Genomic DNA, 19,404 nt, shown 5'->3' with positions numbered 1-19,404 from the left:
ATCGGGGGTTCTGCTGTTTTCTGCGTTACCCAATGGTTCACGCGGACGAACTCGTGGCTTTTGCGGTGATCGCACGCAGCACGAGCCGCGCCGCCGGAGTCGGTTCGTGGCGCCCCGCCCGGTAGAGCACGCCGATCCGGCGCACCCCGAGCGCCGCCGCGTCGAGGATCCGGACCCCGGGCGGCAGTTCGTCGGGCAGCGCGAGCCCGGGCACGACGGCCGCCGCCAGGCCGGCCGCGACCAGCGCGATCGCGGCCGGGTACTCGAGCACCTCGTGCTCCCGCTCCAGGTCGACGCCGTGTTGGGCGGACAGCCGGCCGAGCGCCGCGTGCACGGCCGTGCCGGGCGGGCTGCCCACCCACGGCCGGGTGAACGCGGCGGTGAGGTCGGCGCCCCAGTCCGGCGGCGTCAGGACGCGGAACGGGTCGTCGAGCAGCCACGTGCCGCCGAGACCGGAGCGGTCGGTCTCCCGGTAGCTCTCGGTCGTCACCAGGTCGACACCACCGGCCCGGAGCGCGGCCAGCGCCGGTTCCGGGTCCAGCTCGCGCACCGACACCCGGACGTGCGGGGTGGCCGCGTGCACCGCCGCCGCGGCCGGGCCCACCAGGTGCTGGATCAGCGTGGGGAACGCGCCGATCACCACCCGGCCGGTGACGTGACCGGTCAGCGCGGCCAGGTCCCGTTCGGCCTCGGCCAGCACGACCGCGAGGCGGGCCGCGTGGTCGGCCAGCAACCGCCCGGCCGGGGTGAGCCCCACCGAGCGCCCGGCCGCGGACCGGTCGAGCAGCGTCACACCGGTCTCGGACTCCAGGCGCGCGAGGTGCTGTGACACCGCGGACGGCGTCAGGTGCAGCACCTTCGCCGCGGCGAGGACACCACCGGCGTCGGCGACCGCGCGCAGCACGGCGAGCCGGCGGGGATCGAGAGGCATTCAGTGACGCTACAGGGTCGGTACAGAAATCGTCGCTACTACTGAATGCCTTCGCGGCGGCAGGATGACGCCATGACCTTGATCGACCTCTCGCACGAGATCCGCGCCGGCATGACCACGTACCCGGGCCTGCCGGCACCGGAGATCACCCCGCACCTCACCCGGGAGGCGTCCCGGGACGTCTACGCACCCGGGGTGGAGTTCGCGATCGACCGCATCACGATGGTCGGCAACACCGGCACGTACCTGGACGCACCCTTCCACCGCTACGAGGGCGGCACCGACCTGGCCGGGGTGCCGCTGACGTCGGTGGCCGACCTGCCGACCGTGGTCGTGCGGTGTTCCGGGCGCGCGGTGGACGCGGCGGTGCTCTCCGCCGCGCTCGACGCGCCGGTGCGGGGCCACGCCGTGCTGCTGCACACCGGGGGCGACCGCGGCTGGGGGACGCCGGCGTACGCCGAGGACGCGCCCTACCTGTCCGAGGACGGCGCCCGGTTCCTGGTGGAGGCGGGCGCGACGCTCGTCGGCATCGACAGCGTGAACATCGACCAGGTGACGACGGAAGGGTTCCGGCCCGCGCACTCGCTGCTGCTCGCGGCCGAGATCCCGGTGCTGGAGCACCTCACGAACCTCGCCGCCGTGCCCGACACCGGCGCACGCCTGCACGCCGCGCCGCCGCCGGTACGCGACTTCGGCACGTTCCCGGTGCGCGCGTACGTCGTGGTGTGACGTGGCCGAGGTCGCCGGATGGGGCGGGGCGCTGGCGCTGCTGGCCGGATACACGCTGCTGTCGCTCGGGCGGATCCCGAGCGGCCGCGGGTACCAGGTGTTCAACCTGGTCGGCGCGGCCGGCCTGATCGTGAACGGCGCGGTGCACGGCGCGTGGCCGTCGACGATCCTGAACGTGGTGTGGGTGGCGATCGGTGCGGTGGCACTGGCCCGGCTCCGTGGCGGGTCCGGGCCGGACGGCGTGACCGGGCCGGACGGGGTGACCGGGCCGGACGGAACGGGGTGACCGGGCCGGACGGAGTCGCCGGACGGAACGGGGCTGCCGGACGGAACGGGGCTGCCGGACGGAACGGGGCTGCCCGGCGAGGCGGTGTTGCCCTGCGGGGCCGCCTTGCCGGGCGGGAGCGTGTCGGCCGGCGGGGTGCGGTGGAGCGGGCGTAGCTGCGGGGTGGTTGGCGTGTCGGGGTGCGCGAAGGCGTCTGGGCTTGTTATTTTTAGTCCATGTCGGAGTCGTCGTTCGCCACTGTGGACGCGTTGGTGGCCGCCGCGGGGGTCGGCCGGAGCCCGGCGCGGCTGCGTCAGCTGCGGTGGGTCGCCGGTGAGCTCGCGGTGTTCGTCGCCCAGCAGGTCGAGGCCGACGGGTCGTTCCGGCGGCCGAGAGCGCTGCGTGAGTGGTTCGATCCGGCGTTGATCGGCCCGTTCCTCGCCGCGGCCGACGCGGGCACGCTGCGCCGGCGCGGTTCGGCCGGGCGTCCGTCCGGTGACGCGACACGCAGCGTCCGGCGCAGTTGCCTGCGGATCCTGGCCCGCCAGGCCGGGTTGGACGATCCGGTGCCGGACGAGGTGCCGCGCCCCGCTCCCCTCACCCGGGTGGACGCGGTCCCGGCCGGGATGGCGCTGGGTCATCTCGCCACCCGGGCGGACCGGACGCGGTCGGCGGGGGCGGTGCGCGCGGCCGCGATGGCGGCGGTCACCCGCGAGTTGGGGCTGCGCACCGGGGAGATGGCGGCGCTGACGCTCACCGACGTCGACCTGGCCGCGGGCACGCTGACCTGGCGTCCGGCCGCGCCGCGGACGGGACCGTCGCCGGAGCCGCGCACCGCGACGCTGACCCGCGGCACGCTCGCGGCGCTGCGTGACTGGTTGGAGGTGCGGCCGGCGCTGGTGACGATGGCGCCGCGGTCGAAGGCCCTGTGGGTGTCGATCCGCGGCAACCACGACGGGTCGGGGGTGCGTCGGCCTCCGGGGATGCCGTTGCGACCGAACGGGATCCGGCGCTCGCACGAGCGCGCGGTGCAGGACTGCAACGTCAACCTGGCCGGTGAGCCCGGGTACGAGCCGCTCCCCCGGGTTCCGGGTCGCCTGCGCCCGGACGAACCCGAGGCGTGAGCTGTTCGGGAGGACTCCGCCGCCGGCGCCCCGTGGCCGCGGAGCCCTCCCGTGGTGGCGCGCACCGGCTGCCGCCGCCGCACCGGCGACAGCCGGCCGTGCGCTGCCAGGGATCAGCTTTCCGACGGGGCGTTTCCTGGGGGCATCCGACGAGTTTCGGGTCGGGAACATCTCCGCGCGGGCGGCACGCCCCTCACGACCGCGATACCGCACCATTTTGCCCACATAAGTTACTTTCTATGTGTGTTCACACCTGCTCACGAACACCCGATCCGCACCCTCGCCCGTGCGCTGGCCCTGCCGCTCGCACTGGGAGCGGCGCTGGCCCTCCCCGCCGTCGCGGCCGCGGAGCCACCGCCCGCGCCCGGTCAGGCCGGCGGGCCGGTGGCCGGCGACCCGGCGGCGCAACCGATGGCCGGCGACCGGGCGGCGCAACCGGTGGCCGGCGACCCGGCGGCGCAACCGGTGGCCGGGGAACCGGTGGCCGGCCAACCGGCCGGGGAACCGCTGATCGAGCCCTGGGTCGAGCCGGCGCCACCGCCGGCGCCGGACGAGCTCACCACCTCGCTCGGCCGGATCGGGCTCGCGCTCCCCGGGCAGCAGCTGACGCTAGTCGGCACCGGATTCCGCCCCGGCGAGATCACGCAGGCCACCGCGGACCCGGCCACCGCGTCCGCCACTCCCCTCGGCACCGCCACCGCGTCGGACACCGGCGAGGTCAGCCTCCCGGTGACGCTCCCGACCGGCCTCGACGTCGGCGACCACACGGTGGTCCTCGCCGGCGCCGCCCTGACCCGCACCCTCCACGTACTCACCCCGCCGACCGCGCTCACCAGCAACGGCACCGACACCCAGGCGATCGCGCTGCCGATACCGGCCGGCGGCTGGGTGACGCTGCTCGACGCCAACGAGGACCCGGTCACCCAGGTCAGCAGCCGCGACCAGGGCCTGTACTCGATCGACCCGGCCACCGGCCGGGCCACGTTCGTGCCGAAGAGCATGTTCTGGGGTGCGGTGCGCCCGGTGCACTTCCGGATCTCCGACGCCGCCGGCCAACTCGTCCAGGGCACCTGGACGCCCACGGTCGACGCCCGCCCGCTGCCGTCCGTCCGCGCGGCGAAGCGCACGCTCACCGACGCGGGCGGCGGCACCGCCCAGGTCGGCTGCACCGCCGGTCCGATCGCGGTCGTCCGGTGCGAGGCCACGCTCACCGCCGTCGTCGGCAGCGAGGACGTCGTGCTGGCCACCGGCACCGGCGAGACCACGACGCCGGTCGTCGGCACCCGGGTCGCGGACGTGGCGCTGACCGAGCAGGGCCGCCGCCTGGCCGGCCGCCCCGGCGGCATCGCGGCCGGGATCACCGTGCGGATGTGGGTACCGGACCGGCCCGACGTGTTCGAGGCGACCGGGGAGACCGTCCTGACCACGCTCACCGTCACCGCGCCCCGCACGATCCGCTACCCGGCCGGCGGCCTGGACGTCCCCGAGGCCGACCTGCCCTACCTCAACGCGTTGCGCTCGCGGCTGACCGACGTCACGACCGTGACCTGCACCGGCGGCACCGACGACCAGGGCGACGCGGAGACCAACCGGCAGGTCGCCGAGGACCGCGCCCGCCGGGTCTGCGAGTACCTCACCGCGAACACGATCAGTGGCCAGGTGCGCGCGGTCGTGCGGAGCGTCGGCGAGGACAACCCGGTGGCCGACAACACCACCGAGGAGGGCCGCAACCGCAACCGCCGGGTCGAGATCACGTTCGGCTACGCCGCCGAGCCGAGCAGCTAGATGAGCTGTTCGGCGGCGTCGACGCCGCGGACCACCCAGTTCTTGCCGTTCCAGAGCACCCGGACGTCGCAGTCGGCGAAACTCTTGCCGTCCAGCCGGCCCCGGGGCTGGCCGAGCGGGCTGGTGCCCGAGCGCGGGCTGCGGTCGTAGGACACCGCGACGGTCATCACCTGGCCGGCGAAGTTCTCGATCGTGTTCGCCTCACGCACGGTGTAGACGCCACCCTGCAACGACCCGCCGTCGTTGTAGTTGTCCTGGATGACGCCCATCGCGGCGGTGCACTCGGTGCACTTGGGGTCGCTGACCGTCCGGAGCAGCTCGACGTCACCGGACTGCACGCCGTAGCTCAGCACCGAGAACCAGTACTCGGTGAACGCGGACGCGCCGACCTGGTCGTGCTGACCGGCCTCGGGCGACGGCGCCGGTGGCGTCGGCTTCGCGCTGGAGGGGACCGCGGACGGTTCGATCACCGGGTCGGAACCGGAATCGGAGGAACACGCCGTCAACGCGGCCACGACGAGGCTCGCGGCCGCCACGACTCGCGCTATCCGGGCAGCACGCATCGCACCACCCCGTTCGCCGATCACGCCGGGAAGATTAACCCGCCGATAACCACGAGTGGCGCGAGTTCGCACGAACAGCGCCCGCTATCGGGTTATTACCCCGGGAACTCCCGAAAACCGTGACCTCCGCGTGACACACGCTGTTTTCAATCGGGAGAAATTCCCACAATGGGTAATCGCGGAATTGCTCTCCGAAGTTGACTCAGCGTTCTGTCGCTCTCTACTGCCAGTAAAGCTACTGATGCGTAGACTCCGGCCACGAGGCCTCGGAGTGGAGGACAGCACAAATGGCAACCGGGCGGTTCCGCCGACTCCAAGCATCGCGTCGCCAGGAGCTCGAGGCGGAAGCCGCCTCGCAAACCCCGCCGCGCTCCGGCCGGGTGGCCCCGTGGATGGTCGCCGGCGTCGTCGCCGTCCTGGTGTTCGGCGCCGTCACCGCCGGGTACGTCGTGGCGGCCCGGGGCGGCTGTGACGGCACCCCGACCACGCTCTCCGTCGTCGTCTCCCCCGACCAGGTGGGCGTCGTGCGCGAGCTCGCGTCCACCTGGCAGGACGGGAAGCCGTCGGTCGACGGACGGTGCGCGCGGATCGAGGTCACCGGCGGGGCGTCGCGCGAGGTCGCGGCCGCGCTCAGCCCCGACCAGGAGCCCGGCGGCCAGGACGAGATCGCCCGCCCGGACGTCTGGATCCCGGAGTCCGACAGCTGGGTGCTCTCCGCGGCCCGCCGCCAGGACGTCGCGGCGATGGTGAGCGGGCAGCGCACCAGCGTCGCCACCTCGCCGGTGGTGATGGCCGTGCCGCGCCCGATGGCCGAGGCGCTCGGCTGGCCGGCCGAGCAGGTCTCCTGGTCGGACTTCGTCGGCATGCACTTCCTCAAGAAGACCTGGAAGGACTACGGCCACCCCGAGTGGGGCGCGATCCGGCTCGGCATGACCGAGCCGACCACCTCCACCGCCGGCCTGCTCAGCCTGGTGCCGATCTCCGACCGCGACGGCGACGACACGATCTCGCTCGACGAGGCGAAGTCGCTCCTGGTGTTCAGCCGCTCGGTCACCGACCGCCAGGCCGACAGCGGCCCGTTCTACCAGGCTCTCCGCGGGGCCGGGGACGCGACCGCCGCGATGAAGACGATCAGCGCGTTCCCGTCGCTGGAGCACGACCTCGCCACCTACAACGCCGGCCGCCCGCCCGTGAAGCTGGTCCCGCTCTACCCCGTTGAGGGCACGGTCTTCGCCGACTACCCGTACACGATCCTCAACGCGTCCTGGGTCGACTCGTTCCGGCGTCAGGTGGCGCTGGAGTTCCAGGACTTCCTGCAGACGAGCACCGCGCAACGCATCTACGGCGACGCCGGGTACCGCGCCCCCGACAAGTCCACCCGCTACGCCGAGGCCAAGCTCGGCGAGCTGGGCTTCTCCGACCAGGTGGGCGCGGTCGCCCGCACGGTCGGGTCGGCCGACACCGTCGACCGCACGATCGTCTACTGGACCGCGCTCGAGCGCACCACGACGTTCCTCGCGGTCGTCGACACGTCCGGATCGATGGTCGAGCCGCTCGGCGACAAGACACGCATGCAGGTCGTCCAGGAAGCCGCGATCAAGGCGATCTCGCTCTTCGACGACGACTCGCACGTCGGCCTCTGGCAGTTCTCCACGAACCTGATCGGCAACCAGGACTGGCGCCAGGTCATGCCGCTCACCCGGGCCGGGTCCACCGACAAGGCCACCGGGAAGCCGTTCCGGGAGGTCGGCATCCAGAAGGTCCTCGGCCTGCGCCCCGGTGGCAACACCGGCCTCTACGACACCGTCCTGGCCGCCTACAAGTACATGCAGACGAACTGGCAGCCCCGCCAGCTCAACCTCGTCGTCGTGCTCACCGACGGACGCAACCAGGACGCCAGCGGCATCAGCCGCGCCGCCCTGCTCAACCAGCTGCGCTCCAGCCGGCAGCCCGACCGGCCGGTGCAGGTCATCACGCTGGGCCTCGGCGACAGCGTCGACGAGTCCGAGCTGCGCGAGATCTCGAACGCCACCGGCGGCAAGTCCTACAAAGCCAAGGATGCCGACGATCTGGAGCGCCTCTGGCTCGCGACGATCCTCGGGGAATCGCCGCCCAAGTAGCCGTTCGGCTAGGCCGCGGGGGGCCGGACAGGCGCAGAAATCGGGACACTGGAATGGGGTGTCCCGCTCCTTCGTTACCTCATCCGGCGTGGCATCGTTAGGGCCATCGGAAATGGCGCAGGTCACAGAGAGCGGGAGTGCGCGGCTCGGTCACGGTCCGCACGCTTCGGTCAACTCTGCGGGATCTCTCTCGTAGAAATCCCCCATTTCGGTGCGTTTCACCTTGCGTTATCCACAACCGACGGGCAGTTCGCGAAGTGTTTTCAATTCGTTGCCCACAACTCGGCCCATCCGGGCGATGTTTGGAGTTGCGGTGAGGGACCATGATGTGAGGGAAACCACAGGCTCGACGGCGAGCCGCACCGCACCACCCGGCACCACGGAAAGACCCCAGCATGGCACCGCATTCTCAGTCCGACCCGAACAATCAGTACATCCTGACCGGAGACCCTTCGATGTGCCCGCATGAGCCGCAGTGCCCTTCTTTCGAAGCCCCTGACCGGGACGCCGCGAGCACGCTCGCGACGCACCCCGAGCAGGGCTGGAGCCTGCTCTGCAACGGCGTGATCGTTTTCGAAGACACCGGTGAGCTGCTGCCCGACGGCCGCTGCGTCGACCCGTGTCGACCGGAACCCGCGCACGCCGCCGCCTAGCTCACCCGGGCGGCGCCGAAGCCGCCCGTTTCCCGGTGGCAGGTCGTCTCCCCGCACCACGGGGTCTCCCGCCGCCGGCCCGTTACGGCGGTTACGGCGCCCGCCGCATCCTCCGGCGCGCGTGATCACCCGATCCGCGCGTCGCCCGACCAACCAGTCGGGTCCGGCGCCCGCCGCCCCCTAACCCCGTAACCGGTCCGGCCCATCGCCGACGCCCCGGCTACCGTCCGCACCCCCACACAGCGCGCCCACCGCGCACCCCCACACCGCGCACCCCCACACCGCGCACCCCCACACCGCGCACCCCCACACCGCGCACCCCCACACCGCGCACCCCCACACCGCGCACCCCTCGGAGGCCCCGCCCCTCTCTCGCGCCGCCCACCGGGCGCCTCACAGGGGCAGCGCGTGGATCCGCGGCTCACCACCAGGCTCGGGCGACAAGTTCCCGGTCCTACGACGAGTTTCCGGGCCCATAACTGGCGGCGTTGGCCCGAGAACATGTCGTAGGCCCGAAAAAGCGACCCGGCCCGCGATGCGGAGACCGGGATCGGAGCGAACGCGTGGTCTGCGCGCTCGCCGCCCGCAGCGCGACGCAACTCGATCCCCTGCGCCTGGACCCACTTCACTCCCACGCCGCCTTCCCCAACGGCCTGCCTGAGCAGCCCCGCCGAACGGGCGTACCGATCCACGGCAAGGGGTCGGGCGACAAGTTCTCGGCCCTACGACAAGTTCCCGGGCCTACAACTGGCGACGTTGGCCCGAAAACCTGTCGTAGGCCCGAAAAGGCGCGCTCCCGCCCAGGCCACGCGGCTGGGAACCGGGGTCGAAAGGAACGCGGGTGTACCCGGTGGGCGCGCTCGCCGCCTCGCGCGGGTGCACCTCGCTCTCGTGCACTTGAATGGCACTCCGATCCCACGGGGCACAGGGGCCACTCGCCGCCGGCCAGCGCAGGGCTTGGCGCCGAGACCCGCAAACGCAGAACCCTGATGGCGGGTGCCCACACGCCACTCCCGTGCCGCGCGAAGCCTGCCACCCCGGGTAGTGGTCGCCTCGCTCAACGCGGCACAAGGCCTCCCTGAGCAGCGGGCCGACCGGCCAGGCTGGCCAGGGCGCCGACCGGCCAGGCTGGGCAGCGGGCCGAACGGCCAGGCTGGGCAGCGCGCCGAACGGTACGCACCGATTCGCAGCAGGGCGGCCACGGCGCTGAGCCGCCCGGCGCGGTCCTGAACCGGCTCGCGTCCAGGTTCGCGACCAGATCTCGGGCCTACGGCAACATCCCGGGCCTAAAACTCGTGGCGTTGGGCCGGGACCATGTCATTGGGCCGGGAACCTGATGTCCGCATGGTCTGCCCCACCTGCGCGTCGCGGTGGGAGAGCGGAAGTCGGGCGAACACCGGCTCGCACCCCCCGTGGGCGTGCGGTCGGCGGAGAGCCACCGCGGCCCACCCCGGAACGGGCACCCTGCACACCCCCAGCCGGTGAGGGTGGGTGGGCCACCACGTACGGCGGGGCGGGACGACTCGGCCCGCACCGGCCGCGCGCCGGTCGCGGAGGTGACCGGCGCGCGCCAGGCAGGCGTAAGGATCGGGCTTTACAGCGCGAACGCCTCCGGCGACGGGCAGCTGCAGACCAGGTTGCGGTCCCCGAACGCGCCGTCGATACGGCGCACCGGCGGCCAGTACTTGTCGGCGGTGCGCCCGGCCGGGTACGCCCCGAGCGCCCGGTCGTACGGGTGCTCCCACTCCCCGGTCACCATCGCCGCGGTGTGCGGCGCGTTGACCAGCGGGTTGTCGTCGGCGGGCCACGCACCGGACGCCACCGCGTCGATCTCGGCCCGGATCGCGATCATCGCGTCGCAGAAGCGGTCGAGCTCGGCCAGGTCCTCGGACTCGGTCGGCTCCACCATCAGCGTGCCGGCCACCGGGAACGACATGGTCGGCGCGTGGAAGCCGTAGTCGATCAGGCGCTTGGCGACGTCGTCCACGGTGACGCCGGTCGCCTTGGTGAGCGGACGCAGGTCGAGGATGCACTCGTGGGCGACCAGGCCGCCGGAGCCCGCGTAGAGCACCGGGAACGAGGTACGCAGGCGCGCGGCGACGTAGTTGGCCGCGAGCACCGCCGCCCCGGTGGCCTCCACCAGGCCCTCCGCACCCATGAGGCGCAGGTAGATCCACGGCACCGGCAGGATGCCCGCCGAACCCCACGGCGCCGCCGAGACCGGGCCGGGGCCGGTGGCCGGCCCGGCGTCCTCGCGCAGCGGGTGGTTGGGCAGGTACGGCGCGAGGTGCGAGCGCACCGCGACCGGGCCGATGCCGGGGCCACCGCCGCCGTGCGGGATGCAGAACGTCTTGTGCAGGTTCAGGTGGCTGACGTCGGCGCCGAACTTGCCGGGCTTGGCGAAACCGAGCAGCGCGTTGAGGTTCGCGCCGTCGACGTACACCTGGCCGCCGGCGTCGTGGACGAGCGCGCAGACCTCGGTGATCGTCTCCTCGTAGACGCCGTGCGTGGAGGGGTAGGTGACCATCAGCGCGGCCAGGTCGTCGGCGTGGGAGGCGATCTTGGCGCGCAGGTCGTCCAGGTCGACGTTCCCGGCGTCGTCACAGGCGACGACCGCGACGCGCAGCCCCGCCATCACCGCCGAGGCGGCGTTCGTGCCGTGGGCCGACGACGGGATCAGGCAGACGTCGCGGTGGGCCTCGCCGCGGTCACGGTGGTAGGACCGGATGGCCAGCAGGCCCGCGAACTCGCCCTGCGAACCGGCGTTGGGCTGCAGCGAGACCGCGTCGTACCCGGTCACCTCGGCCAGCCAGTGCTCCAGGTCGGCGATCATCGCGGTGTACCCGGCGGTCTGCGACGACGGCGCGAACGGGTGGATGGTGGCGAACTCCGGCCAGCTGACCGGCTCCATCTCGGTCGTGGCGTTCAGTTTCATCGTGCAGGAGCCGAGCGGGATCATGCCCCGGTCGAGCGCGTAGTCGCGGTCGGAGAGGCGGCGCAGGTAACGCAGCATCGCGGTCTCCGAGCGGTGCTCGGCGAAGACCGGGTGCTCCAGGTAGCTGTCGTCACGCACGAGCACGTCCGGGATCGCGTCGCCGGTCTCGACGTCGAGCGCGGTCACGTCCAGCGCGGCGGCGTCGATGCCGACCGCGGTCCAGACGGCACGCAGGTGCTCGACCGTGGTGGTCTCGTCGCAGGAGACGCCGATCGTGTCGTCGTCGACGCGCAGCACGTTCACGCCGGCGGCGGCCGCGGTGGCGATCACGTCGTCGGCGCGGCCGGGCACCGGCACCCGGATCGTGTCGAAGAACGAGCCGGAGACACGCAGCCCGGCCGCCAGCACGGCGGCCATCCGGTGCGTCCGCAGCGCGATCTGCTTGAGGCCCTCCGGGCCGTGCCAGACCGCGTAGGCGCCGGCCATCACCGCGAGCAGCACCTGCGCGGTGCAGATGTTGCTGGTGGCCTTCTCCCGGCGGATGTGCTGCTCACGCGTCTGCAGCGCGAGCCGGTAGGCGGGCGCGCCGGCAGCGTCCCGGGAGACCCCGACCAGCCGGCCGGGCAGCGACCGCGCCAGGCCCTGCGACACGGCCATGTACCCGGCGTGCGGACCGCCGAAGCCGAGCGGGACGCCGAAACGCTGCGCCGAGCCCACCGCGATGTCGGCGCCGAGGGAACCCGGGGAGCGCAGCAGGCACAGCCCGAGCAGGTCGGCGGCGACCGTCACCAGCGCGCCGCGCTCGTGGGCGGCCTCGATCCACGGGCGCGGGTCACGCAGCACCCCGGAGCTGCCCGGGTACTGGATCAGTGCGCCGAAGTAGGGCTCGTCCGGGAGCTCCTCGGAGACCACCAGGTCGATGCCGAGCGGCTCGGCCCGGGTGCGCAGGACGGCAAGGGTCTGCGGGTGCACGTCGGGGTGCACGACGAACGTGTCGGACTTGACCTTCTTCGCCGAGCGGCGGGCCAACGTCATCGCCTCGGCGGCCGCGGTGGCCTCGTCGAGCAGCGACGCCCCGGACACCGGCAGACCGGTCAGGTCGCTGACGACGGTCTGGAAGTTCAGCAACGCCTCGAGCCGGCCCTGCGAGATCTCCGGCTGGTAGGGCGTGTACGCGGTGTACCAGGCCGGGCTCTCCAGGACATTACGGCGGATCACCGGCGGGGTGATCGTGTCGTGGTAGCCGAGGCCGATCATCTGGGTCATCGGGCGGTTGCGTGCCGCCAGGGAGCGCAGCGCGGCGGTGGCCTCGGGCTCGGAGAGCGCGGGCGGCAGGTCGAGCGAGTCGCCCAGCCGGATCGACGCCGGGATCGCCGCGCTCAGCAGCGCCTCGACCGACGGCTGCCCGACGGTGTCCAGCATCGTGGAGACGTCGTCGGCGGACGGGCCGATGTGACGACGGGAGAACGGGCTGACGGCAGCGAGGGACGCGAGCGACGGACGATCGGTCATCGAAGACTCCGGGGGTGTCAGGACACGGCGGACCGGTCTCCCCCTCTGTCATCGGTACCTGAGAGCTTCACCCGGTAAACACCAGTGGGCTTGCACCGTCGGTGAGGCGCGTCACTGCGCCTGCTTTCCAGAGTCGTCCGCACCGCACGGTCCGTGGGCCTGAGAGGTTCCGGGGAGGTTGCTCCTTCGGCGCCCTGAGCCGGCTTGCCCAAGGACTCTCCCGCACGGGGTGATGACGCGCTACAAACCTATCAGCCGGTGCGACGAGTGGCGCGGCGGCGGGAGAGCTCGTCGGACTCGGGGCGCGACGCCGGGGCCGGCGAACCGTTGGCGCGCTCCCCCGGGAGCTTGGCCAGCGAACCCTCGATCTCGCGGAAGGCTCCCCCGACCGCGATGCCGAACACGCCCTGGCCGCCCTGGAGCAGGTCGACGACCTCCTCGGGCGAGGTGCACTCGTAGACCGTCGTACCGTCGGAGAGGAGCGTGATCCGGGCCAGGTCCTCGACGCCGCGCGCACGCAGCTGGTCGACGGCGAGCCGGATGTTCTGCAGCGAGACGCCCGCGTCCAGCAGCCGCTTGACGATCTTCAGGACGAGGATGTCGCGGAACGAGTACAGCCGCTGACTGCCGGAGCCCTGCGCGCCCCGGATGCTCGGCTCGACCAGCCCGGTGCGGGCCCAGTAGTCAAGCTGCCGGTACGTGATGCCCGCGACATGACAGGCGGTCGGACCCCGGTAACCCACGTTCTCGTCCGGGCCCGACCCGGTTTCCGGCTCGAACAGGACGCCTTGGCCGTCGTAACCGCCGCCGGCGTAACTGTCGAGAGGAAACCCGTCGGGCACGGGAGGCACCCCGGGAACCGGGAGCCCGGCCGTACCGTCGCGCTTGACCACCGCTGACCTCCGCGCGTGTGCCGATCCACTGTGCCCCCGAGACCTCGACGGTAGGAGCACGGTGAACACCGGTCAACGTCCGGCGGCGGCGTGTCGCGACATCTCCGCGCACCAGAAAAGCATACATTACTGCAAAACGGGCATAATGCCCGGATAGCTGTTCCGCCCGGTGTACCGACGGTATTCCTCAGACGGGCGCTCCGTCCTCAGCTTCCGGCGAAATCCTCCGGCGAAATCGTGTCGAGGAATTCGCGGAACTTCGCGACCTCGTCCTCCTGCTCGTCCGGGATGATGATCCCGGCCTCCTCGAGCACCGCCTCGGCGCACGTGATCGTGACCCCCACGCGCAGCGCGAGCGCTATCGCGTCGGACGGCCGCGAGCTGACCCGCACGCCGTCACCGATGACCAGTTCCGCGTAGAACACGTTGTCGCGCAGCTCGACGATCTCGACCTTGCGCAGCGGCGCGTCCAGCGCCCCGAGAACGTCCTTGAGCAGGTCGTGGGTCAGCGGCCGGGTGGGCCGCACCCCCTGCTGCTCGAACGCGATCGCGGTGGCCTCCACCGGGCCGATCCAGATCGGCAGGTAGCGGTCGCCCGCGACCTCCTTCAGCAGGACGATCGGCTGGTTGTTCGGTAGCTCGACCCGCACACCGACGACGTTGAGCTCCTTCACCCGTGCCTCACCCAGCCTCCGCACTCACGCGCGCGGGGCCCGGCGAGGCCCCACCGCGCGTTCTAGCTTGCCTCTGTCGAACGTACACGGCGCGCACCCGCGCGGCGCGTCGCGCTCAGCCTCCGAGAGAGCCGCGCAGGCGCGCCTGGACGAGCGCCGTGTGCAGCCGCAGGGAGAGCGCCGCGAGCTCACGCACGATCTCTTCCGCGCGCGCCTTCGCCTCCGGGCCGCGCTGGCGCGCGACCGGGGCCACGACCTGCTCGAACAGCCCCACCTCACGGTCGGCCGCGGTGCGGTACCCGCGCAGGTGCCGCGGCTCGAGGCCGAACTCGGCCATCCGGGCCACGGTCTCGGCGACCACGACACCATCCGCGTCGTACCAGCCGGCTCCGCGGGCGGTGATCAGACCGAAATTCTCGATCTGTTTCAGCTGCGCGTCGGAGATGCCGGTCCGTTCCAGCAACTCCGACCGAGAAAGTCGGACATCGATCTCAGGTCGGGAGAAATCGCCCGCCGCTGGAAGGGACTCGGAGTCCACCAGCTCCCGGGGCGGGACCGGCGCACCGCGCCCGGCCCCCTGGAGGTGTTCCCGGATCACGCGCAGCGGGAGGTACTGGTCCCGCTGCGCGGCCAGGACGTAACGCAGCCGATCGACGTCCTCCGACGAGTATTTGCGGTATCCCGCCGGAGTGCGCTCCGGCTCCACGAGCCCTTCGGACTCGAGGAACCGGAGCTTGGAGATCGTCGTGTCCGGGAACTCCGGCCGGAGCTGGGCGAGAACCTCGCCGATGCTCAGAAAGGACCGGGCGGAGGACCCGGACGGCGTCACTGCGCGACCCCCTCCGCGGCCCGCTTCGGGCCACTGAGGAAGACGAGCCGGAACTTGCCGACCTGCACTTCGTCGCCGTTCGCCAGCGTGGCGGACTCGACCCGCTCGCGGTTGACGTAGGTGCCGTTGAGGCTGCCGACGTCGCGGACCACGAACACACCGGCCTCGCGACGGAACTCGGCGTGCCGGCGCGACACGGTCACGTCGTCGAGGAAGATGTCGCTCTCCGGGTGGCGCCCGGCGGTGGTGACGTCGGAGTCCAGCAGGAAGCGGCTACCCGCGTTGGGCCCACGCCGGACGACGAGCAGCGCCGAGCCGGCCGGGAGGCTCTCCGCGATGCGGGTACCTTCGGGGTCGTTACCGCCGCCGGCCTCCGACGCTTCGACGACCGCGTCGTCGATGGCGCCGAGGATCATCGTCGAGGTGACGTCCACCTGCTGCTGATCGTCCTCGGAATGGCGGCTCATCGCACACCTCCGGCGTTGCGGGCCCGCAGGCACGGCGGAGCGAGTGCTGGAGGGGCACCCTTCAAGTTCGATCGCCTCCCGGTCTTCGTCTGTCGGCCGCTCGCGCGGCTGAGTACCTGCGTGGGGTTCCTGCGACCAGTCTGGCAGACCCGGTCGCAGCGAGGGGACGACCACCTGCCTCATGAGGAGGTGTCCGACCCACGAAGCCTAGTGCAACCAGGTAAGCAGCCGCGCGGCGGCGGCTACTACTCCTTCTCGGTCAGCTCGCGGTACTCCTCGGCCGAGAGCAGGGAGTCGAGCACACCCGCGTCGTCGACCTCCACCTCGAGCATCCAGCCACCGCTGTAGGGCTCGCCGTTGATCAGCTCCGGCTGGTCGTCGAGAGCCTCGTTCTTCGCGGTGACGGTGCCGGTGACCGGGGCGTAGACGTCGGAGACGCTCTTCGTCGACTCGACCTCGCCGACCGCCTCGCCCGCGGTGATCGTGTCCCCCACATCGGGCAGTTGCACGAACACGATGTCGCCCAGCGAGTCCTGGGCGTAGTCGGTGATACCGATGCGGACGATGCTCCCGGTGGTCACGCGGATCCACTCGTGCTCGTTGGTGTACCGCAGATCGTCGGGGATCACGGTCTGTTCCTTCCTCGGGTCAGGGGATTCAGTCGACCGGCTCGGCGTACCGAGGCGTCGCCGGGGACAGCGTCGCGGTGACGGTGACCGGGTCCGGCGCGTCGATCTGCAACTTACCGCCGGCGTCCTCCACGGAGTCGACGACACCACCGGGGATCGCCAGAGCCGCGCGCATCGTCTCCGGGTCTCCGATCGCGAGCAACGTGTACGGCCCGCTCAGGTCGTGGTTGCCGACCAGCAGGTGATCGTTCTCGGTGTCCAGGAACGCCGTCGCCGCGACGATCCGCACCGGACTCCCGGTGCGCCCGCCCATCTGCATCGCCTCGGCGCCGGCCCCGCGCAGCTCCTCCACCGCGTCGAGGATGAGCTCGGCGCCCAGCGCGGAGGAGCCGGGGCGGAACACCAGGCGCAGCCCCTCCCCCTCGGCCGGGATCGTGCCGGCCAGGATGCCCAGCTCCTCCGACCGGCGCTCCAGGTCCTCCTGGACGGTCTGCGAGCCCTCCGCGGCCGAGCTCAGCGTCCGGCGGCGCTCCTGCAGTTCCGCGATCTCCGCCCGGAGCCGCTGCTCGCGGCTGTCCAGCTCGTCGAGGATGCGGACCAGGTCCTCCTGGCGTGCGCCGGCCAGCGCGCCGTCCTTCTCGTTGCGGCGCAGCTGCGCGGCGAGGCTGACGCCGAGCAGCGCGCAGAGCGCCACCACGGTGACCTTCATCCACAGGCGGCGGGAGGCCTCCCGGGGCCGCCGGTGCGCCGGGGAGGGCCCGCCGGCCTCCGGGCGCACGGCCCGGGCCGGCACCAGTTCCCGGCCGGTGGCGTCCGGCTCGCCCACCGCCGGGGGGTCGTCGGCCTCCGGCGACGCCGGGGAGCGCGGCGCCGGCGCTCGGGTGGCCGGTGCGGGGGTCGGCAGCGGCACCGTGATCGCCTCGGTGACCGCGTCGTCGTCGGGGGTGGGATCGGTCATCGTCACGCCCGGAAGATGTGGCGCCGGATCGCCGCCACGTTGCCGAAGATGCGTACGCCGAGGACCACGACGACGCCCGTGGAGAGCTGCCCGCCGACGCCGAGCTTGTCGCCGAGGTACACGATCAGCGCCGCGACCAGCACGTTGGACACGAACGAGACGACGAACACCTTGTCGTCGAAGATGCCGTCCAGCCGCGCACGGACGCCGCCGAACACCGCGTCGAGCGCGGCGACGACCGCGATCGGGAGGTACGGCTCGAGACCGGTCGGCACCGACGGCTCGAACACCAGACCGACGACGACGCCGACGATCAGCGCCAGCGCGGGAATCAATTCGGACCTCCGGGCTCTCTGGTCGGGGGTGGCGTGGACGCGGCCGGGCCGGTCGAGCCGCCGGGCGCGGCCGGCGCCGAGGGGGCGGGCGACCGCGCCGAACGCAGCTCCGGCTCCGAGCCGGCGGGCAGCTTCAGCTCGTCGTCGCGGCGCAGGTCGAAGCCCATCTTGTAGTCCTTGACGTACGACTGGAACCGGCGGACCGCGGGGTCGCGCAGCAGCCGGCGGTAGAGCTGGTCGGAGTCGCCGATCGCGGTGATCGTGTACGGGTTGTCGACCGGCCGGAAATCGACCAGGACGGCCGAACCGGCCGACCGGATGGCCGAGAGCGCGGTCAGCCGCTGGCCGTCGACGGCGACCGCCTCGGCGCCGGCCGCCCAGATCGCGTTGGCGAGGCTCTGCAGGTCACGGTCCTGCACCAGGAACGCCTCGGCGTCGCCGACCGGCACGCCGGTGACCGGGTCGCGGGTGGGTTCGCCGTCGGACACCTCCAGCACGATGCCCTCTCCGGTGACCGCGAGCAGCCCGGTGGCGGCCTCGGTGTCACGCACCCGGCGGGACAGCGCGCGGCCGCTGTCGTCGTTCGCCAGTGCCCGATCCTGGGCCCCGGCCACCTCCTCCCGGCGGTCGTCGGCCTGTTTCTGCAGCTCGTCGGTGGTGCTCTGGGCCCGGCGGATCTCGGCGGCGAGCGCGTCGCGGGTCTTCGCGGCGGCGGGCGCGGTGTCGACGGCCTCCTGGTACGCGATCGCCAGCACGACGCCGATCAGCGCGGCGCACGCCGCGGTGAGCAGGCCACGCCCCCGGCGCGCGAGCCGGGACGGCGGCTCGGCGGCCTCCCGGCGCCGGGCCGCGGCCGCGTAGCCGGGGTCGAGGTGGTTGTTCATCAGGTCGGCCAGCATCGTCAGGCCGGGCGAGGGGGGCGCGTCCTTGCCGAAGAGACGGAACTTCGGTTCGGTCACCCTGCCGGCTGCTCTCTGCGTGCCGACCGGACCAGCGACCCGGTCTGCACGACGTAGAGCGCCGCGGCCCACCAGTAGAGCCCGACGCCCCAGATCGCGAACGCCCAGCCGACCGGCATCGCGACCGCGCCGACGATGCCGTCCTGACCGCCGAGCAGCAGCAGCGGGAACGCGTAGAGCAGGTTCGCCGTCGCGGCTTTGCCGACGTAGTGCACGGGCAGCGACTGGTAGCCGTACCGGCGCAGCACCAGCAGGCCCACCCAGAGCACGGCGTCGCGGACGACCAGCGCCAGGGCCAGCCACCACGGGATGATGTCGCGGATCGCGAACGTCACCACCGTGGTGAAGACGTAGAGCCGGTCGGCGAGCGGGTCGAGCAGCTGGCCGATGCGGCTGACCTGGCCCCAGGCCCGGGCCAGCGCCCCGTCGAGCCAGTCGGAGAACCCGCTGACGACGAGCACCAGGAACGCGAGCAGGTCGGCCTGGGCGACCAGCACGAGGTAGACGAACACCGGGACACCGAGCAGCCGCAGCGCGCTCAACGCGTTGGGCACGGTGAGCACCCGCGCGGTGACCGGCGGGTCGGCTTCCACCGGAGCCGGTGCCACCTCGGACGCCTCGGGCACGATCCCGCCTCCCCTCCGTGTTCCGACGTACCCGCCCATGCTGCCACCTCGGACCGACAGCGGGGCGACCGCCGGGCTCCCCGTGGCGCCCGACACTCCGCCGCGACGCTGATCACCTCGCCGTTTCCTCAGCTCAGGGCGTTGCGGGTCGAGTGACGAAGTGACCACACGGATGTGGCCCGAGAGCGATCTAGGAGAGTGCCGGTGACCCGACCGACCCGCCACCCGCAGCGCGCCGCGCGATTGACCGCCGGCGCCGCCGGGCTGTCCCTGGTCGCCGGCGCCCTGGCCGGTGCCGTGCCCGCGACCGCCGCACCCGGCGCCGACCCCGCCCGCCACGCCGGTATCGCGCTGCCGGCCGGTGCCTCCGGCGGACGCGTCACGGCGTCCTGGGACACCCCGGACGCGAGCGTCTCG

General features: G+C 72.6%; 18 protein-coding genes, 1 pseudogene and 2 riboswitches. Of the genes and pseudogenes, 7 read left to right on the top strand and 12 right to left on the bottom strand.

The window, feature by feature from the left end; genetic code table 11:
* Positions 1 to 37 precede the first annotated feature (37 nt).
* A complete protein-coding gene (locus ABD437_RS16850; protein WP_344649790.1) occupies positions 38 to 931 on the bottom strand; it encodes a LysR family transcriptional regulator in 894 nt (297 codons plus the stop codon).
* A gap of 72 nt (positions 932 to 1,003) precedes the next feature.
* Here ABD437_RS16850 and ABD437_RS16845 point away from each other — a divergent pair, with 72 nt between their 5' ends.
* From ABD437_RS16845 to ABD437_RS16830, 4 genes are all read left to right on the top strand, one after another.
* Positions 1,004 to 1,660 (top strand): cyclase family protein, encoded by a 657-nt coding sequence (locus tag ABD437_RS16845; protein WP_344649789.1) that lies wholly within the window; start codon positions 1,004 to 1,006, stop codon positions 1,658 to 1,660.
* 1 nt (position 1,661) lies between these two features.
* Complete coding sequence (locus ABD437_RS16840) at positions 1,662 to 1,946, top strand: CBU_0592 family membrane protein (protein WP_344649788.1); 285 nt, start codon at positions 1,662 to 1,664, stop codon at positions 1,944 to 1,946.
* 215 nt (positions 1,947 to 2,161) lie between these two features.
* The gene (locus ABD437_RS16835) at positions 2,162 to 3,049 is read left to right on the top strand and encodes a tyrosine-type recombinase/integrase (RefSeq protein WP_344649787.1); all 888 of its coding nucleotides are present in this window, start codon (positions 2,162 to 2,164) and stop codon (positions 3,047 to 3,049) included.
* Positions 3,050 to 3,292: 243 nt separating this feature from the next.
* Entirely contained in the window at positions 3,293 to 4,834 is a 1,542-nt protein-coding gene (locus ABD437_RS16830; RefSeq protein ID WP_344649786.1) for an OmpA family protein, read from the top strand.
* Here ABD437_RS16830 and ABD437_RS16825 read toward each other — a convergent pair.
* Positions 4,831 to 5,421 (bottom strand): DUF6318 family protein, encoded by a 591-nt coding sequence (locus ABD437_RS16825; RefSeq protein WP_344649785.1) that lies wholly within the window; start codon positions 5,419 to 5,421, stop codon positions 4,831 to 4,833. The genes ABD437_RS16830 and ABD437_RS16825 overlap by 4 nt on opposite strands.
* A 263-nt stretch (positions 5,422 to 5,684) precedes the next feature.
* Between ABD437_RS16825 and ABD437_RS16820 the strand changes: the two genes are divergently transcribed.
* Together ABD437_RS16820 and ABD437_RS16815 are read left to right on the top strand one after the other, a co-directional pair.
* Positions 5,685 to 7,517, top strand: coding sequence for a substrate-binding and vWA domain-containing protein (locus ABD437_RS16820; RefSeq protein WP_344649784.1), 1,833 nt, complete (start codon positions 5,685 to 5,687; stop codon positions 7,515 to 7,517).
* Between the two features lie 455 nt (positions 7,518 to 7,972).
* Complete coding sequence (locus ABD437_RS16815) at positions 7,973 to 8,170, top strand: DUF5999 family protein (RefSeq protein WP_344650157.1); 198 nt, start codon at positions 7,973 to 7,975, stop codon at positions 8,168 to 8,170.
* A gap of 1,594 nt (positions 8,171 to 9,764) precedes the next feature.
* Here ABD437_RS16815 and gcvP read toward each other — a convergent pair.
* The 10 genes from gcvP to clsA all read right to left on the bottom strand — a co-directional run bounded on the left by gcvP (position 9,765) and on the right by clsA (position 18,987).
* Entirely contained in the window at positions 9,765 to 12,617 is a 2,853-nt protein-coding gene (gene gcvP / locus ABD437_RS16810; protein WP_344649783.1) for an aminomethyl-transferring glycine dehydrogenase, read from the bottom strand.
* A gap of 35 nt (positions 12,618 to 12,652) precedes the next feature.
* Positions 12,653 to 12,754, bottom strand: a riboswitch (glycine riboswitch).
* Positions 12,755 to 12,850: riboswitch (glycine riboswitch) on the bottom strand. It lies immediately after the preceding riboswitch.
* Between the two features lie 18 nt (positions 12,851 to 12,868).
* Positions 12,869 to 13,459 carry a MerR family transcriptional regulator gene (locus ABD437_RS16805; protein WP_425558178.1) on the bottom strand — a complete coding sequence of 197 codons (591 nt, stop codon included), beginning with the start codon at positions 13,457 to 13,459 and terminating at the stop codon, positions 12,869 to 12,871.
* 257 nt (positions 13,460 to 13,716) lie between these two features.
* On the bottom strand, positions 13,717 to 14,184 hold the full coding sequence (locus ABD437_RS16800; protein ID WP_035856122.1) for a bifunctional nuclease family protein: 468 nt from the start codon (positions 14,182 to 14,184) through the stop codon (positions 13,717 to 13,719).
* Positions 14,185 to 14,299: 115 nt separating this feature from the next.
* Positions 14,300 to 15,013, bottom strand: a complete 714-nt coding sequence (ftsR, locus tag ABD437_RS16795) for a transcriptional regulator FtsR (protein WP_344649782.1) — start codon at positions 15,011 to 15,013, stop codon at positions 14,300 to 14,302.
* A complete protein-coding gene (gene odhI / locus ABD437_RS16790; protein ID WP_035856133.1) occupies positions 15,010 to 15,480 on the bottom strand; it encodes an oxoglutarate dehydrogenase inhibitor Odhl in 471 nt (156 codons plus the stop codon). The genes ftsR and odhI overlap by 4 nt, the downstream gene beginning before the upstream one ends.
* A 245-nt stretch (positions 15,481 to 15,725) precedes the next feature.
* A complete protein-coding gene (gene gcvH, locus ABD437_RS16785) occupies positions 15,726 to 16,109 on the bottom strand; it encodes a glycine cleavage system protein GcvH (protein ID WP_035856136.1) in 384 nt (127 codons plus the stop codon).
* A 28-nt stretch (positions 16,110 to 16,137) separates the two neighbouring features.
* Entirely contained in the window at positions 16,138 to 17,067 is a 930-nt protein-coding gene (locus tag ABD437_RS16780; protein WP_344650155.1) for a DUF881 domain-containing protein, read from the bottom strand.
* A gap of 2 nt (positions 17,068 to 17,069) precedes the next feature.
* On the bottom strand, positions 17,070 to 17,402 hold the full coding sequence (locus ABD437_RS16775; RefSeq protein ID WP_035856140.1) for a small basic family protein: 333 nt from the start codon (positions 17,400 to 17,402) through the stop codon (positions 17,070 to 17,072).
* On the bottom strand, positions 17,399 to 18,361 hold the full coding sequence (locus ABD437_RS16770; RefSeq protein ID WP_344649781.1) for a DUF881 domain-containing protein: 963 nt from the start codon (positions 18,359 to 18,361) through the stop codon (positions 17,399 to 17,401). Before ABD437_RS16770 ends, ABD437_RS16775 begins: the two co-directional genes overlap by 4 nt.
* Positions 18,358 to 18,987 carry a cardiolipin synthase ClsA gene (clsA, locus tag ABD437_RS16765; RefSeq protein WP_344649780.1) on the bottom strand — a complete coding sequence of 210 codons (630 nt, stop codon included), beginning with the start codon at positions 18,985 to 18,987 and terminating at the stop codon, positions 18,358 to 18,360. Before clsA ends, ABD437_RS16770 begins: the two co-directional genes overlap by 4 nt.
* Before the next feature lie 204 nt (positions 18,988 to 19,191).
* Here clsA and ABD437_RS16760 point away from each other — a divergent pair.
* Positions 19,192 to 19,404, top strand: a pseudogene (locus ABD437_RS16760) (serine/threonine protein kinase); the annotation flags it as partial.

Origin of the sequence: Cryptosporangium japonicum, assembly GCF_039524755.1 — a bacterium.
GTDB lineage: Bacteria > Actinomycetota > Actinomycetes > Mycobacteriales > Cryptosporangiaceae > Cryptosporangium > Cryptosporangium japonicum.
The sequence above is the reverse complement of the archived record's forward strand: the minus strand, read 5'-3'. Positions and strand labels throughout refer to the sequence as shown.